Below are 14,359 nucleotides of genomic sequence, written 5' to 3' on the forward strand. Positions count from 1 at the left end.
CTGTCAGTGGAGCGGGAGCACAGACGGGGCAGCTCCGTAGGAGCCGAAGGACAGGTCCCTGAAGGGGTGCGGGACGCCATCGTCCGCCCGCCGGGCGGTCAGCCGATCAGTGGGCGGAAAGTGCCCAGCGCGACGCTGACCGCCAGCGCGGCCCCGGCCAGGGCCGCCGCCCCGGCGATCAGCAGGCCGTCGGCGGCCCGGAACCGCTGCCGCCGGGCGACGGTGCGCGGGGTGCCCGCGTCGAAACCGCGGGCGTCCATCGCCACCGCGAGCCGGGTGCCGCGCCGGATCGCCCCCACCAGCAGCGCGAACGCGGTCGAGACGAACAGCCGCATCCGGGCCAGGGGGTTCTGTCCGGCGTCGACCCCACGTGCCCGCCGCGCCATGCTGATCATCTGCCACTCCTGGCCCAGCAACGGCACCAGCCGGAACGCCGCCAGCGCGCCGATCGCGAACCGGGCTGGTGCCTTCGCGTTCTGGATCAGCGCGTCGGCCAGGTCGGTCGGGTCGGTGGTGGCGAAGACGATCACGCCGGGCAGGGCCACGGCCAGCATGCGCAGCGCCAGCCCGAGCGCGGTCACCAGCACCCCGGTGGTGACCAGCACCGGCCCCGCGTCGACCAGCACCCGGCCGGAGCGGTCGGCGGCGAACAGGACCAGGGTGACCACGATGCCGACCGCGCTGAGCAGCACCGGCGCGGCCCGCCGGGCGAGCATCCGGTACCGGATGCCGAACAGCGGCAGCACTGCCAGCTCGACGACGAGGGCGATCGCCGGGGCGACCGGGTCCAGGGTGGCGAGCAGGGTGAACGAGAAGACCAACGCCGCCACGACCTTCGCCACCGGGTTGCGCCGGGCCAGCGGGGCGCCCGGCGTCGCCACCGGTTCGATGCTGATCATGCGGCCTCCACCCCCTCGCCGGACGCGCCGGTCCCGTCGTCGGACGGCTCGCGGGTCACGGTGATCCGCCGGTCGGCCAGGGCCGCGACGAAGTCCGGGTCGTGGGTGACGGTGACCACGCCGTGCCCGGCGTCGCGCAGCTCGGCGAAGAGGTCGACCAGTTCCAGCCAGGTCCGTCGGTCTTGGCCGAAGGTGGGCTCGTCGCAGACCAGCAGCCGGGGCGCGGTGGCCAGGGCGGTCGCCACGCTCAGCCGCCGAGCCTCCCCACCCGAGAGGGTGTACGGGTTCGCGCGGGCCAGCGCCGTCAGGCGCAGTCGATCCAGCAGACCGTCCACGGTGGCTCGGACGGCGGTCTCGGGCTGACCGATACGTCGCGGGCCGAGGGCCAACTCGTCGAAGACCGTTCCGGTGACGAACTGGTGCTCCGGGTCCTGGAAGACCGACCCGATCCGGCTCGCCAGGGCGGGGGCCCGCCAGCGGTACGGGGGAGTCCGGGCATGCCGGCCGGCGAGCTCCCCGGTCGCCGCCACCCGGCCGGTCCCCGGTCGGAGCAGGCCGCCCAGCAGCAGTGCCAGGGTGGACTTGCCGGCACCGTTGGGGCCGAGCACGGCCAGCGCCTCGCCGGCGCGTACCGCGAGGTCGATCGGGGCGAGGCGGGGCGGCAGGGCGACCCGGTCGGCGCTGATCAGCAGGTCTCCCGGAGCCGCGCCGGCGTGCCGGGGCGGCACGGTCCGGCCGGGCACCCAGACTCCCTCGGCGGCGAGGGCGTCGCCGTGGGCGGCGAAGACCGCCTCCGGCGGCCCGTCGGCGCGTACGCCGCCACCGGGCTCCAGCACCACCACCCGGTCGACCAGCGGTAACGCCTCGGCGACCCGGTGCTCGACCAGGATCAGCGTGGTGTCGCCGTCCATCGCGTCGGCCACCGCGCGGCGAACCAGCGCCGCCCCGGCCGGGTCGAGGTTCGCGGTCGGCTCGTCGAGCAGCAGCAGACCCGGCCGCAGGGCGAGCGTCCCGGCCAGGGCGAGCCGTTGCTGCTCCCCGCCGGAGAGGGCGGCGGTCGGCCGGTCCCGGTGGTACGGGAAGCCGACCCGGCGCAGCGCCTCGTCCACCCGGGGCCAGATCTCGTCGGCCGGTACGCCCCGGTTCTCCAGCCCGAACGCCACATCGTCGCCGCAGCGGGCCATGACGAGCTGGGTCTCCGGGTCCTGGAAGACGATGCCGACCCGCTCCCGATCCGCGCGCGGGTCGACCCCGTCGACCTCGACGGCGCCCTCCTGCTCACCCGAGTCCTCGGGCAGGAGCCCGGCCAGCGCGGCCAGCAGCGTGCTCTTGCCCGCCCCCGACGGCCCGAGCAGCAGCACCCGCTCGCCGCGCTCGACGCGCAGGTCCACCCCCCGCACCGCCCAGCCCCGCCGCCCGGCATGCCGCCACCCGAACCCCCGCACCCGAACCCCGCCCACACCCAACCCCTTAACACCGCCCTCAACCCACCCCAGCCTGGGTGATCAAGAGGTTTGCGTCTGGAGAACGGGTTCGGCTGACGCAAACCTCTTGATCAACCTGATCAGACGGGGGCGCGGTAGTCGCGGGCGACGGAGAAGCGGTCCAGGACGCCCGTGCCGGCCAGGGCGCGGGTGAGGGCCCAGCCGCCGGCGCCGCAAAGGACCGTGGCGCTGACGATGGTGAACAGGGCGTACGGGATGCGGTAGCTGGTCAGGTCGTACTCGGCGTTCCAGACGAGGAAGTCGAACAGGGCGGCGCTGAGGCCGGTGAGCGCTCCGGCGAGCAGCGCGGTCGGCAGTCGGAACGAGCGGTACCGGAACGCGGCGAAGGCCAGCTCGGCGCCGATGCCCTGGACGATGCCCTGCGGGATCACCGTGCCGGCCCACTGGCTGCCCAGCAGGGCGGACAGGACGGCGGCGACGGTCTCGCAGTACAGGGCCGCGCCCGGCTTGCGGATCACCAGGCCGCCGACCACGGCCGGCATCAGCCAGACCCCGCAGAGCAGGGTCTGCGCGGGCGGGAAGAACGCGAACGCCCCCTCGGTGGCGCTCCAGACCAGGCCCCAGGCCCAGAAGATGACGCCGAAGGCGACCGCGATCACCGAGGCGACCACGATGTCGATCGTGCGCCAGCGGTGGCTGTCGGTGTGGTTCATGTGATGGCTCCTAGTTCGTGAGTGAACCAGGAGAAGACGCACGCCGCGCCCGGATAAACCGGACGGCGACGCGGCTGGAGGTCGACCGAACTCCCTGCGCTGGCATTACCCAGATCAGGTTCGAGGGTCTGCGGGCGGTGCCCGCACTCTCAGCGCTGTGCGCTCCCCTGTCGGATATGAAGTTGTCTCGGCGACGCTAACACCTCGGAAGATCGCCGGGCAACGTGATCCCACCGCAGCTCACCCTCGATGCGGAAACCGTCATCTCGCCGTACTCCATCGACCCGGCCCGTCGTGCGCGATGGTGTCGCGCCGCCGAACAGCAGCCGTCCGACCACCCGCCGCTGCCGCCGGGCGACCCGGATGTGCTGGCCTGCTGCGCCGCCCACGGACGACCGGTCACGCTGGGCCTGACCCGCGACGTGCCCGCTGGGTAGGCTGCCGATCATGCAGATGGAGGCGCAAGGGCTGACGTTCGAGACCCGCGCCGGCGGGCCGGCCGACGGCGAACCGGTGCTGCTGCTGCACGGCTTCCCGCAGCACGGGGGCGAGTGGGACGAGGTGACGCCGGCGCTGCACGCCGCCGGGCTGCGCACGTACGCGCCGGACCAGCGGGGTTACTCGCCGCTCGCCCGGCCCGGGGCGGTCGAGGCGTACCGGCTCCCCGAGCTGGTCGCCGACGCGGCGGCCCTGCTCGACGCGCTGGGCGTCGAGGCGGCGCACGTGGTGGGGCACGACTGGGGCGCGATCGTGGCCTGGGGGCTCGCCGCGAGCCGCCCCGACCGGGTGCGCACCCTCACCGCCGTGTCCGTCCCGCACCCCGCCGCGATGGCGCACGCGCTGGCCACGGACACCGAGCAGAAGGCCCGCTCGTCGTACATCGCCCTGTTCCGCAAGCCCGGCAAGGCGGAGAAGGTGCTGCTGGCGTTTCGGGCCGCCGCCCTGCGCAAGCTGCTCGGCGGGGTCGGCGACGCCGCCCGGGTGGCCCGGTACGCCGAGCCGATGCGCGAGGCGGGCGCGCTGACCGCCGCGCTGAACTGGTACCGGGCGATGTCGCGGGCCGACCTCGCGGCGGTCGGGCCGGTGTCGGTGCCGACCACGTTCGTGTGGAGCAACAGGGACATCGCGATCGGCCGCACCGCCGCCGAGGCGTGCGCCGCCCACGTCACCGGGGACTACCGCCTCGTAGAGCTGCCCGGCGTCTCGCACTGGATCCCCGACGAGGCGCCCGGCCCGCTCGCCGAGGCGATCCTGGCCCGCACGGGCCCCGCCCGATGACCCCGCCCCGGGTCCGCCGTCCGTCCCGGGTGCGGCGGGCAGCGGCGTCGTGACGGCCCGGCCGCACACCCGCGCGTCGCTCGCCACGCAGCTCCACGACCTGGGGGTACGCCCCGGCGGCATCGTGCTGGTGCACGGTGGCCTGCGGGCGCTCGGGTTCGTCTGCGGCGGCCCGCAGGCGGTGGCCCTCGCCCTGCGCGACGTGCTCGGCCCCGAGGGCACGCTGGTGGTGCCGACCCACACGCCGGAGAACAGCGACCCGGCAGGGTGGAGCAACCCGCCGGTGCCGGCGGACTGGTGGCCGGTGATCCGCGCGGAGACTCCCGGCTTCGATCCGGCGGTCACCGCGAGCCGGTTCATGGGGGCGCTGGCCGAGACCGTCCGGTGCTGGCCGGGGGCCCGGCGCAGCGACCACCCGCACGTCTCGTTCGCCGCGCTCGGGCCCGCCGCCGAGGACATCGTGGCCGGGCACCCGCTGGACGACATGCTCGGCCCCAATTCGCCGCTGGGCCGGCTGTACGACCTGGACGCCGACGTGCTGCTGCTCGGCGTCGACCATGGCTGCAACACGTCGCTGCACCTGGCGGAGTACCGGCAGGCCACTCCGCCGAGGGAGCGGGTGGGCGCGGCGGTGCGCACCCGCGACGGCGGCCAGGACTGGGTGTGGTGGGAGGACGTGGCGGTCGACTCGGCAGACTTCCCCCGGCTCGGGGCGGACCTGGAGGCGACCGGCGCGGTCCGGGTCGGCCCGGTCGGCGACGGGACGGGCAGGTCGATGCGCCAGCGGGCGGTGGTCGACTTCGCGGTGGACTGGCTGGCCCGCAACCGACGGACGGGGAAGAAAACATGACGGTGAGCGCCGAGGACTACCTCGCGGTGGTGACGGAGACGATCGGCCGGGTGTCGGCCAGCCAACGGGAGGCGGTGGGTCGGGCGGCCGACCTGGTCGCCGATGCGTTGCGCGCCGACGGGGTGGTCCACGCGTTCGGCACCGGGCACTCCGAGGCCCTCGCCATGGAGATCGCCGGCCGGGCCGGTGGCCTGGTGCCGACCAACCGGATCGCGCTGCGCGACCTCGTACTGCACGGTGGGGCCCCGGCCGATGTCCTGGGCCCGCTGCTGGAGCGCGACCCGGCGGTGGCCCACCGCCTCTACGAGCTGGCCCCGGTCCGCCCGTCGGACGTCTTCGTGGTCGCCTCCAACTCCGGCGTCAACGGGGCCATCGTGGAGTTCGCCGCACTGGTGAAGGAGCACGGCCACGGCCTCGTCGCGATCACCTCGGCGCAGCACTCGGCACGGATGACGTCCCGCCACCCGTCGGGCCGGAAACTGGCCGACTTCGCCGACGTGGTGCTGGACAACGGGGCCCCGTACGGCGATGCGACCCTGCCGCTGCCCGGCGGTGGCGCGGTCGGCGCGGTCTCCTCCATCACCGCCGCCCTGCTGGCGCAGCAGCTCACGGTCGAGGTGGTGGCCCGGCTGCTCGCGGCGGGGGAGCGGCCCCCGGTCTACCTGTCGGCCAACATTGCCGGCGGCGACGAGCACAACAACGGCCTGGAGGCCCGGTACGCCGGTCGCATCCGCCGGGGGTCCTGACCGCACCGGGCGGGTACGGTCGTGAGTCGGTTTCGCCATCCGCCGGACGGGGCAAAGGCGGTACTGCCGGCGGGGTGGATCCCGCCGGCAGGAACGTTTCCCCGGAGGTAGCGCGTGTCGAAGGAAACTGAGAAGCAACGCTGGCAGCGCAACTTCGCCGACCTGCTCCAGGAGTTGCGGGTCGCGCAGACGGGCGTGCAGATCCTGTTCGCGTTCCTGCTGACCCTGCCGTTCAGCAACGGCTTCGCGCAGACCAGCGAGTTCCAGAGAGACGTCTACATCGTCGCGTTGCTGTCGGCGGCCGGCGCCACCGCCATGATCATCTCTCCGGTCGCCTTCCACCGGGCGCTGTTCCGGCAGGGGCGCAAGCCGGAGCTGGTCCGGTTCGCCCACCGGATGGCCAGCGGCGGGCTCGCCTTCATGCTCGTCTCGATGGTCAGCGCGGTCCTGCTGGTCGCCGACTTCGTGCTGGACCGGGGCATCGCCTTCGTGCTCACCGGGATCACGGCGGCCTGGTTCCTGGCCTTCTGGGTGGTCCTGCCGTTCGCCCGCCGCAGCTGGGGCGACGACGACATCGACGACGACGATGACGATCCGCAGGTGCTCACCGCCGGCTGATCCCGCCGACCAGCGTGGACGCTGGGGAAAATCCGAGGTGCACGCAACGCTACCCCTGGGTAACAGCCGGGGGTAGCGTTGCTTTTGTCGAGCACGTTGACGCATCCGGGCCGAGGTTCGAGGGAGCCGCCGTGACCACGACGCAGAACAGCCGACCCGCGCCCGACCCGGCGGGGAAAGCCCCGGCGGGCGTCCCTCCGCTGCCGACGGAGGCCGGTCAGGTGTCCGAGAAGGAGGCCCGGCAGGTCGCCGAGGCGGCCCGCGAGTCCGTGTGGGACCGGCCGAGCTTCGGCAAGGAGCTGTTCCTCGGCCGGCTCCGGCTCGACCTGATCCACCCCTGGCCGCGTACCGACCCGGCCGAGGAAGCCCGGGCCGAGGAGTTCCTCGGCCGGCTGCGGGCGTACCTGGAGTCCGAGGTGGACGGGGCGGCGATCGAGCGCGACGCCCGCATCCCCGACGAGGTGTTCCACGGGCTGGCCCGCCTCGGCGCGTTCGGCATGAAGATCGATCGGTCCCACGGCGGCCTCGGGCTGAGCAACCTGCACTACTGCCGGGCGCTGATGCTGGCCGGGTCGGTCAGCCCGGCGATCGGCGCGCTGCTGTCGGCCCACCAGTCGATCGGCGTCCCGCAGCCGCTGAAGATGTTCGGCACCGACGAGCAGAAGCAGCGCTTCCTGCCCCGGCTCGCCGCCGGCGAGGTGTCGGCGTTCCTGCTCACCGAGCCGGACGTCGGCTCCGACCCGGCACGGCTGGCCACCACGGCCGAGCCGACCGCCGACGGCGCCGGATACCGGCTCGACGGGGTGAAGCTGTGGGCCACCAACGGCACCGTGGCCACCCTGCTGGTGGTGATGGCCCGGGTGCCGGCCGCCGAGGGGCGGCGCGGCGGGATCACCGCCTTCGTCGTCGACGGCGACGCCGAGGGCATCACGGTGGAGCGGCGCAACGAGTTCACCGGCCTACGCGGCCTGGAGAACAGCCTCACCCGGTTCCACGACGTGTTCGTGCCGAACGAGAACGTCATCGGCGGCGAGGGCAAGGGGCTGAAGATCGCCCTGACCACGCTGAACACCGGGCGGCTGTCGCTGCCGGCGATGTGCGTCGGCGCGGGGAAGTGGTCGCTGAACGTGGCCCGGGACTGGGCCGCCGACCGGGTCCAGTGGGGCCGGCCGGTGGGCGAGCACGAGGCCGTCGCGCAGAAGCTCGCGTTCGTCGCCGCCACCACGTACGGCATGGAGACCATGCTGGACCTGTGCTGCCTGCTCGCCGACGACGACCGCAACGACATCCGGATCGAGGCGGCCCTGGTCAAGCTCTACGCCAGCGAGATGGCCTGGAAGATCGGCGACGAGCTGCTCCAGATCCGGGGCGGGCGCGGCTACGAGACGGCCGACTCCCTGGCCGCCCGGGGCGAGCGCCCGGCCGCGGTCGAGCAGATGCTGCGCGACCTGCGGATCAACCGGATCTTCGAGGGCTCCACCGAGATCATGCACCTGCTCATCGCCCGCGAGGCGGTCGACGCCCACCTCTCGGTCGCCGGGGACATCATCGACCCCGACGCCGGGCTCGGCCGCAAGGCGAAGGCCGGCGCGCGGGCGGGGGCCTTCTACGCGAAGTGGCTCCCCACCCTCGCCGTCGGCCGGGGCCAGGCGCCGAGGGCGTACGCCGAGTTCGGCCCGCTCGCCGGCCACCTGCGCCAGGTCGAGCGGCACAGCCGCAAGCTGGCCCGGTCGACGTTCTACGCGATGTCCCGCTGGCAGGGCAAGATGGAGCGCAAGCAGGCGTTCCTCGGCCGGGTGGTGGACATCGGCGCGGAGCTGTTCGCGATGTCCGCGGTCTGCGTCCGGGCGTACGCGGAGAAGGACACCCGCCCGGAGAACGTCGAGCTGGCGGACCTGTTCTGCCGCCAGGCCCGGCTGCGGGTCGACGCCCTGTTCACCGGCCTGTGGGCGAACACCGACTCCGTCGACGTGGCGGCGGCGAAGCGGATCCTCGACGGCCGGTACGCGGCCCTGGAGGACGGGGTGATCACCCCGCCGGCCGACCTGCCCTGGGTGGCCAACTGGACCCCCGGCCCGTCCACCGCCCAGGACGTCCGCCGCCGCATCCCCCGCCCCGAGTGACGAGGGAGGGCCCCTGCCGACGCCCGTGGCGCGGCAGGGGCCCGTCCGGAGCGAATCGCCCCGGGCCGGCGCCGGCTTACCGGGCGATGGCCCAGGCCAGCACGGCGGCCAGGATCAGCCCGTTGAGCGCCGCCAGCACCAGGTACGCCGCCGGCGGGATCTTGCGGCCCCGGCGGACGAAGCTGACCAGCACGACGGCGTAGACCAGCAGCAGCACGGCGACGACGATCAGGAAGTAGAGCACCGGACCACCCTAGCGGTCGGCCCGGAGCCCGAGTCCGCGCAGCTCCAGCGCGGCGAGTGCCTCGACCGTGGCGTCGTCGCCGCGTCGCCACGCATCGGCCACGTCCGGGGCGATCCGGGTCAGCTTGCCGATCGGCTGACGGGCCAGCGCCCGCAGGGCCAGCAGGTCCCGCCCGGCCGGGACGGCGGCCAGCGCCCTGGCCGAGGCGGCCCGCCGCATCCAACGCAGCCGCAGCGGCAGCCAGCCGACCAGCACCAGGCCGAGCGGGAACACCAGCACCGCGATACTGAGCGCCAGGGCGAGCTGGCCGACCAGTTCCTGCTGGTCCCGGCCCGCCTCGGCCATCGACCGGGCGGCGTCGGCGGCCTTCGAGAACGGGGCGGTCAGCTCGTCGCCGACCAGCGGCACCCGGCGTATCTTGCCGCCGGCGTCGGCCAGGTTGTCGGCGAGGCCGCCGCCGGCACCCTCCAGCTTCTGCCCGGGTACGGCGAGCTTCTGCACGAGGTCGTGCACCCAGAGCGCGAAGCGGATCGCGGCGTACACCCAGACGACGACGAGCAGGTCGGTCAGGAACTGGCGGACGGCGGTCGGGAAGCGATCGGCATAGATCTTCACGCCGGACAGCGTGCCACGGCTCGCCCCGCCCGGCACGGGTCGGAATTGTCAACCGGCGCGGACCCGGCTGCCGGCGTCGCCCGGCGGGCCGGGGTCAGCCTGCGCAGGCCGGGCAGGTGCCGAAGATCTCCAGGGTGTGGCTGACGTCGGCGTACCCGTGCTGCGCCGCCACCCGCTCCGCCCAGACCTCCACGGTCGGCCCGGCCACCTCGACGGTGCTCCCGCAGGCCCGGCAGACCAGGTGGTGGTGGTGGCCCTCGCTGCACCGCCGGTAGAGGTGCTCGCCGCCGGGCGGCCGCATCACGTCGATCTCGCCCGCGTCGGCGAGCCCCTGGAGGGTGCGGTAGACGGTGGTCAGCCCCACCCGCTCGCCGCGCTCGCGGAGCATGGCGTGCAGGTCCTGCGCGCTGTGGAACCCCTCGGCCTCGGCGAGCAGCGCGCTCACCGCCGAGCGCTGCCGGGTGTTCCGGACGGCGGTCCCCTCGGTCACGATGCCTCCCCCGCGTGGCTGACCGCGTCGGCCACGATGTGTGCGACGTGCTCGTCGACCAGCGCGTACGCGATCTCCCTCCCCCGCCGGGAGCCGCGGACCACGCCGGCCCCCCGCAGCACCCGCAGGTGCTGAGAGACCAGCGGCTGCGTCGCCCCGAGCTTCTCCACCAGCTCGTGCACGCACCGTTCACCTTGCGCCAGTTCGCTCACGATCGCCAGCCGGATCGGGGCCGCGAGGGCGCGCAGCAGCTCACCGGCGTCCTCGTACGCCTCGTATCCTGATCCGCCGGTCATCTTGTAACGATAACCAGTCCCAGCGGGCCGCCGGGGCGCAGGATCAACTCAGCACCACCTCGGGCGGCTCGACGACCGCCGTCCCGGTCGTCGTCCGGCGTCGGCGTACCGCCCGCCAGCCGGCTCCGGCGACCGCGACGACGAGGAACGAGGCGATCGCCAGCAGCACCACGGACGCGCCGGGGGCGGTGTCGGCGTTGGCGGCCACCCAGACCCCGGAGCCGGCGGCGAACAGCCCGAGCGCCATCGCCGCGGCCATCGTGCTGCGGAACCCCCGGGTGACCTGCTGGGCGGTGGCCACCGGGACCACCATCAGGGCGCTGATCAGCAGCACCCCGACGGCCCGCATGGCGATCGTCACGGTGACCGCGGTGCCGACCGCGATCAGCATGTTCAGCGCCCGGACGGGCAGCCCGGCGACCCGGGCGTACTCCTCGTCGTGGCAGACCGCGAACAGCGCCGGGCGCAGCGCCAGCATGGTCACCAGGAGCGCCACGCCGAGCACCACGATGGTGGTCAGGTCCTGGGGCGAGATGGTGGTCAGCGATCCGAACAGGTACGCGTTGAGCTTCGCGCTGGTCGCGTCGGAGAGCCCGACCAGCGTCACCCCGCCCGCGATCCCGCCGTAGAACAGCAGGGCCAGCGCGAGGTCGCCCGAGGTGCGCCCGCGCGCCCGGACCAGCTCGATGGTGATCGCGCCGAGCGTCGCCACGATCACGGCCACCAGCACCGGGGAGCGGTTGAGCAGCAGCCCGGCGCCGACGCCGGTGAGCGCCACGTGCCCGACCCCGTCGCCGATCAGGGCCAGCCGGCGCTGCACCAGGTAGATGCCGAGCGCCGGGGCGGCCAGGCCGATGACCAGCGCGCCGATCAGGGCGCGCTGCATGTACGGGTACTGGAAAAGCTCCATGCTCAACTGCTCCACAGCCCTGCGGGCTCGTCGGGTCCGTGCGGGTGCACGTGGTCGTGGTCGGGGTCGGCGTGGTGACCGGCCGGCTCGGGGACCGCGCCGTCGTGGGCGATCCCGCCGTGGTGCACCACCACGGCCCGGGTGATCAGCGGTCGCAGCGGCCCCAGCTCGTGGGCCACCAGCAGCACCGTCCCGCCGCCGTCGACGAAGCCGCGCAGCGCCCCGGCGAACGCCTCCTGGCTGGCGGCGTCGACCCCGGCGGTCGGCTCGTCGAGGACCAGCAGCTCCGGCTCGCCGGCCAGGGCCCGGGCGATCAGGGTGCGCTGCTGCTGGCCGCCGGAGAGGGTGGCGACCGGGTCGCCGGCCCGGTCGGCCAGGCCTACGGCGGTCAGCGCGGCGTCGACCGCCACCCGGTCGGCCCGGCCCGGTGGGCGCAGCACGCCCCGGCGGGCCAGCCGGCCCGAGGCCACCACCTCGCGGACGGTGGCCGGGACGCCGCCGCCGGCGCCGAGGCGCTGCGGGACGTACCCGATCCGCTGCCACTGCCGGAACCGGCGCAGCGGGACGCCGAAGAGCGCGACCGACCCCGCGTGCAGCGGGACCAGCCCGAGCACCGCGCGGATCAGGGTGGACTTGCCGGAGCCGTTGGCGCCGAGCACGGCGACCACCTCGCCGGCGGTGACGGTCAGTGAGACGTCGCGCAGCACCGGGCGGCCGTCGTAGCCGACCGCCCCGCGGGTGACGGTGATGACAGGCGCGTTCACGAGCAGCTCAACGCCGTCCGCAGGGTCACCAGGTTGGTGCGCATCACCGAAAGGTAGTCCCCGCCGTGATCGGCGGACAGTCCTTCCAGCGGGTCGAGGACCGCGGTCTTCGCCCCCACCTCGCGGGCGATCGTCTCGGCGACCTTCGGGCTGACCAGGGTCTCGAAGAAGATCGTGGTGGCCCCGTGCTCCCGGGCCTCCCGGAGGACCTCGGCGAAGCGCTGCGGGGAGGGCTCGTTCTCCGGGGCCAGCCCGGTGAGGCCGACCTGATCGAGCTGGTAGCGCTCGGTCAGGTAACCGAACGCGGTGTGGCTCACCACGAGCTCCCGGCGCTGGCAGGTCCTCAGCCCGGCGGCGAACTCGGCGTCCAGCTTTTCCAGCTCGACGCGCAACGCGCCCGCCCGGGCGGTGTAGTCGGCGGCGCGGTCCGGGTCGGCCCGGCCGAGCCGCTCGGCGAGCCGGTCACCGACGGTGGCCAGCCGGGTCGGGTCGAGCCACAGGTGCGGGTCCTTGCCGCCGTCCTCCTCCTCGGCCTCCCCGCCCCCGTGCCCGGCCTCCCCGCCCTCGTGGTCGTGCCCGCCGGCGTTCCCGGTCAGCAGCGGCTGCACCCCGGCGACGTCGAAGGCCCGGTCGCCGCCGTTCTGCTCGACCGCCTCGTCCACCGCGGGCTGGAAGCCCCTGAGGTAGACGATCAGCTCGGCCTGGTTCACCTCGCCGACCTGGCGGGGGGTGAGCTCCAGGTCGTGCGGCTCGGCACCCGGCTTGGTCAGGTTCGTCACCCGGACCGCGTCGCCGCCGACCCGCTCGGCGACGAACTGGAGCGGGTAGAAGGCGGCGGCCACGTCGACCCGCTGCGGGTCTGCCCCGGCGCCGTCCTCCGCGCAGGCGGTGACGGTGCCGAGGGCTATCAGGGCGGTCGCTGCGGCCAGGGCACGTGCGGTCGAGCGGCGGAGCTTCATGCCTCAACTCTGCGTGATAACGAAATTGATTGTCAAAAACGCATGCTTGCATGCGAGCGGGGTGTCTGCTAATGCCCCGTTCAGGTGGCCCAGTCTCCGAGCGGCGGCGGTCAGAGCAGCTTCGTCAGCGCCGCGATGATCAGCAGGGTGAGCATGACCAACCGGATCACCCGGGTGGCCGGCGCCTGCACCGGCCAGGTGGTCAGCAGCAGCGCGACCAGGGCGGCGGCGAGCGTCAGCAGCAACACCCCGCCGAACACTCCTGGCGTGAACAGCCCCACCAGCACCAGCGCCAGCGTGACCAGGAAGATCGTCGTAGGGTTCGCCCGGGCCAACCGGACCGGCAGGGTGCGCTGCGTACGCTGCATCCCACAGACTCTACGAGGAGGACCCGGTGCTGGTCACCAACCGGTTCGTGGTCGACGAGGACGTCGCCCCCGTCTTCACCGAACGCGCGCACGCCGCCCTGGCCGCGCTCGCCGCCCGCCCCGGCTACCTGCGCGGGGAGTTGCTCCGGGCGCTGGACGACCCGCGCCACTGGTGCCTCGTCACCGAGTGGGAGTCCGTCGGGGCCTACCGGCGGGCGCTGGGCGGGTTCGACGTCAAGGTGCACGCCACGCCGCTGCTGGCCGAGTCGCTCGACGAGCCGTCCGCGTACGAGGCGCTGGCCGTCGCCGCCCCCGGTGGGGCGGTCGAGGTGAACCCCAGTGATCGGGCTGCTGCCCCATACCGCTGACCCGTCGGGCACTACCCTGCACCTATGACCGCACCCGGACCGGCCGGTCCACCCTCGTACCCTGTGGCGCCCGGGCCGGGCGGGCCGCCGGCCCCCGGCGGGCCGCCGACGCACCTGGAGCCGGGGGTGCCCGAGCCCCCGACCGGCCCCGGAGTGGCCCCGCCGTTCGTGGCGCCCCCGACCGAGGGGCGCCGCGCCCGGCTCTGGCTCGGCCTCGGGGCCGGAGCGCTGGCCGTGCTGCTCTGCTGCGGCGGGGGCGGGGCGGCCGTGGTCGGCCTGGCGGTCAGCAACGTGCAGGCGGTGCGGGAGCAGGGCCGCGTGGTGACCGACGACTACTACCAGGGGCTGGTCGAGCGGAAGTACGGCAGGTCGTACGACACGCTCTGCGACGACGCGCGGCGCCGCGAGTCCCGGGCGGAGTTCGAGCGTCGGGTCGCCGCCGAGCCGCAGATCGACTCGTACCGGGTGGGCGAGGTGGACCCCACCACCCTCACCGCCCCGGTCTCCGTCACCTTCAGCGGCGGCAACCGGGGCGACCAGGAGGTCACCCTCGCCACCGACGGGCAGACCGGGGCCCTGAAGGTCTGCGGGGTGAGCTGACCCCCGCCCTGGTGGCCGAGCGGAGGCTCGCGGGGGTGGTCGGCCCCGCCCCCGGTATTCTGCTGGGCTCGGG

Annotated in this window: 19 protein-coding genes and 1 riboswitch; of the genes, 8 read left to right on the top strand and 11 right to left on the bottom strand. The window is 74.3% G+C overall.

The window, feature by feature from the left end:
- Positions 1–98 precede the first annotated feature (98 nt).
- The 3 genes from GVV04_RS27355 to GVV04_RS27365 form a co-directional block, all read right to left on the bottom strand.
- The gene (locus GVV04_RS27355) at positions 99–899 is read right to left on the bottom strand and encodes an energy-coupling factor transporter transmembrane component T family protein (protein WP_161691866.1); all 801 of its coding nucleotides are present in this window, start codon (positions 897–899) and stop codon (positions 99–101) included.
- Positions 896–2,359 carry an ABC transporter ATP-binding protein gene (locus GVV04_RS27360; RefSeq protein WP_161691867.1) on the bottom strand — a complete coding sequence of 488 codons (1,464 nt, stop codon included), beginning with the start codon at positions 2,357–2,359 and terminating at the stop codon, positions 896–898. The genes GVV04_RS27355 and GVV04_RS27360 overlap by 4 nt, the downstream gene beginning before the upstream one ends.
- A gap of 104 nt (positions 2,360–2,463) precedes the next feature.
- Positions 2,464–3,057, bottom strand: a complete 594-nt coding sequence (locus GVV04_RS27365) for an ECF transporter S component (RefSeq protein ID WP_161691868.1) — start codon at positions 3,055–3,057, stop codon at positions 2,464–2,466.
- Positions 3,058–3,130: 73 nt separating this feature from the next.
- Positions 3,131–3,236: riboswitch (TPP riboswitch) on the bottom strand.
- 45 nt (positions 3,237–3,281) lie between these two features.
- Between GVV04_RS27365 and GVV04_RS27370 the strand changes: the two genes are divergently transcribed.
- The 6 genes from GVV04_RS27370 (at position 3,282) to GVV04_RS27395 (ending at position 8,672) form a co-directional block, all read left to right on the top strand.
- Positions 3,282–3,494: a hypothetical protein gene (locus GVV04_RS27370; protein WP_161691869.1), complete on the top strand. Its 213-nt coding sequence runs from the start codon at positions 3,282–3,284 to the stop codon at positions 3,492–3,494.
- Positions 3,495–3,504: 10 nt separating this feature from the next.
- Positions 3,505–4,335, top strand: a complete 831-nt coding sequence (locus GVV04_RS27375) for an alpha/beta fold hydrolase (protein WP_161691870.1) — start codon at positions 3,505–3,507, stop codon at positions 4,333–4,335.
- Between the two features lie 49 nt (positions 4,336–4,384).
- Complete coding sequence (locus GVV04_RS27380; RefSeq protein WP_161691871.1) at positions 4,385–5,185, top strand: aminoglycoside N(3)-acetyltransferase; 801 nt, start codon at positions 4,385–4,387, stop codon at positions 5,183–5,185.
- Positions 5,182–5,931 carry a sugar isomerase domain-containing protein gene (locus GVV04_RS27385; protein ID WP_161691872.1) on the top strand — a complete coding sequence of 250 codons (750 nt, stop codon included), beginning with the start codon at positions 5,182–5,184 and terminating at the stop codon, positions 5,929–5,931. The genes GVV04_RS27380 and GVV04_RS27385 overlap by 4 nt, the downstream gene beginning before the upstream one ends.
- 114 nt (positions 5,932–6,045) lie before the next feature.
- A complete protein-coding gene (locus GVV04_RS27390) occupies positions 6,046–6,549 on the top strand; it encodes a DUF6328 family protein (protein ID WP_161691873.1) in 504 nt (167 codons plus the stop codon).
- A 131-nt stretch (positions 6,550–6,680) separates the two neighbouring features.
- A complete protein-coding gene (locus tag GVV04_RS27395; protein WP_161691874.1) occupies positions 6,681–8,672 on the top strand; it encodes an acyl-CoA dehydrogenase family protein in 1,992 nt (663 codons plus the stop codon).
- Positions 8,673–8,748: 76 nt separating this feature from the next.
- Here the strand turns inward: GVV04_RS27395 and GVV04_RS32420 are convergent, their stop codons facing one another.
- The 8 genes from GVV04_RS32420 to GVV04_RS27430 all read right to left on the bottom strand — a co-directional run bounded on the left by GVV04_RS32420 (position 8,749) and on the right by GVV04_RS27430 (position 13,318).
- On the bottom strand, positions 8,749–8,916 hold the full coding sequence (locus GVV04_RS32420; protein ID WP_201754299.1) for a hypothetical protein: 168 nt from the start codon (positions 8,914–8,916) through the stop codon (positions 8,749–8,751).
- 9 nt (positions 8,917–8,925) lie between these two features.
- Positions 8,926–9,531 carry a hypothetical protein gene (locus GVV04_RS27400; protein ID WP_161691875.1) on the bottom strand — a complete coding sequence of 202 codons (606 nt, stop codon included), beginning with the start codon at positions 9,529–9,531 and terminating at the stop codon, positions 8,926–8,928.
- A 94-nt stretch (positions 9,532–9,625) separates the two neighbouring features.
- Positions 9,626–10,024 carry a Fur family transcriptional regulator gene (locus tag GVV04_RS27405; RefSeq protein WP_161692013.1) on the bottom strand — a complete coding sequence of 133 codons (399 nt, stop codon included), beginning with the start codon at positions 10,022–10,024 and terminating at the stop codon, positions 9,626–9,628.
- Positions 10,018–10,317: an ArsR/SmtB family transcription factor gene (locus GVV04_RS27410; protein ID WP_161691876.1), complete on the bottom strand. Its 300-nt coding sequence runs from the start codon at positions 10,315–10,317 to the stop codon at positions 10,018–10,020. The genes GVV04_RS27405 and GVV04_RS27410 overlap by 7 nt, the downstream gene beginning before the upstream one ends.
- A gap of 43 nt (positions 10,318–10,360) precedes the next feature.
- The gene (locus tag GVV04_RS27415) at positions 10,361–11,227 is read right to left on the bottom strand and encodes a metal ABC transporter permease (protein WP_161691877.1); all 867 of its coding nucleotides are present in this window, start codon (positions 11,225–11,227) and stop codon (positions 10,361–10,363) included.
- A gap of 2 nt (positions 11,228–11,229) precedes the next feature.
- On the bottom strand, positions 11,230–11,991 hold the full coding sequence (locus tag GVV04_RS27420; protein ID WP_161691878.1) for a metal ABC transporter ATP-binding protein: 762 nt from the start codon (positions 11,989–11,991) through the stop codon (positions 11,230–11,232).
- Complete coding sequence (locus GVV04_RS27425) at positions 11,988–12,950, bottom strand: metal ABC transporter substrate-binding protein (RefSeq protein WP_161691879.1); 963 nt, start codon at positions 12,948–12,950, stop codon at positions 11,988–11,990. Before GVV04_RS27425 ends, GVV04_RS27420 begins: the two co-directional genes overlap by 4 nt.
- Before the next feature lie 110 nt (positions 12,951–13,060).
- Complete coding sequence (locus tag GVV04_RS27430) at positions 13,061–13,318, bottom strand: DUF6703 family protein (RefSeq protein ID WP_161691880.1); 258 nt, start codon at positions 13,316–13,318, stop codon at positions 13,061–13,063.
- A gap of 26 nt (positions 13,319–13,344) precedes the next feature.
- Here GVV04_RS27430 and GVV04_RS27435 point away from each other — a divergent pair, with 26 nt between their 5' ends.
- Positions 13,345–13,686: an antibiotic biosynthesis monooxygenase family protein gene (locus tag GVV04_RS27435; RefSeq protein ID WP_161691881.1), complete on the top strand. Its 342-nt coding sequence runs from the start codon at positions 13,345–13,347 to the stop codon at positions 13,684–13,686.
- A 126-nt stretch (positions 13,687–13,812) separates the two neighbouring features.
- Entirely contained in the window at positions 13,813–14,286 is a 474-nt protein-coding gene (locus GVV04_RS27440) for an Rv0361 family membrane protein (RefSeq protein WP_161692014.1), read from the top strand.
- Positions 14,287–14,359 lie beyond the last annotated feature (73 nt).

Source organism: Micromonospora rubida (assembly GCF_009908295.1).
In the GTDB taxonomy this organism is placed as follows: Bacteria; Actinomycetota; Actinomycetes; order Mycobacteriales; family Micromonosporaceae; genus Micromonospora; species Micromonospora rubida.

Coding starts and splice junctions, on each gene's coding strand:
- GVV04_RS27410 (WP_161691876.1), bottom strand. CDS start 10,317: ATGACCGGCGGATCAGGATACGAGGCGTACGAGGACGCCGGTGAGCTG.
- GVV04_RS27430 (WP_161691880.1), bottom strand. CDS start 13,318: ATGCAGCGTACGCAGCGCACCCTGCCGGTCCGGTTGGCCCGGGCGAAC.
- GVV04_RS27365 (WP_161691868.1), bottom strand. CDS start 3,057: ATGAACCACACCGACAGCCACCGCTGGCGCACGATCGACATCGTGGTC.
- GVV04_RS27355 (WP_161691866.1), bottom strand. CDS start 899: ATGATCAGCATCGAACCGGTGGCGACGCCGGGCGCCCCGCTGGCCCGG.
- GVV04_RS27375 (WP_161691870.1), top strand. CDS start 3,505: ATGCAGATGGAGGCGCAAGGGCTGACGTTCGAGACCCGCGCCGGCGGG.
- GVV04_RS27385 (WP_161691872.1), top strand. CDS start 5,182: ATGACGGTGAGCGCCGAGGACTACCTCGCGGTGGTGACGGAGACGATC.
- GVV04_RS27415 (WP_161691877.1), bottom strand. CDS start 11,227: ATGGAGCTTTTCCAGTACCCGTACATGCAGCGCGCCCTGATCGGCGCG.
- GVV04_RS27425 (WP_161691879.1), bottom strand. CDS start 12,950: ATGAAGCTCCGCCGCTCGACCGCACGTGCCCTGGCCGCAGCGACCGCC.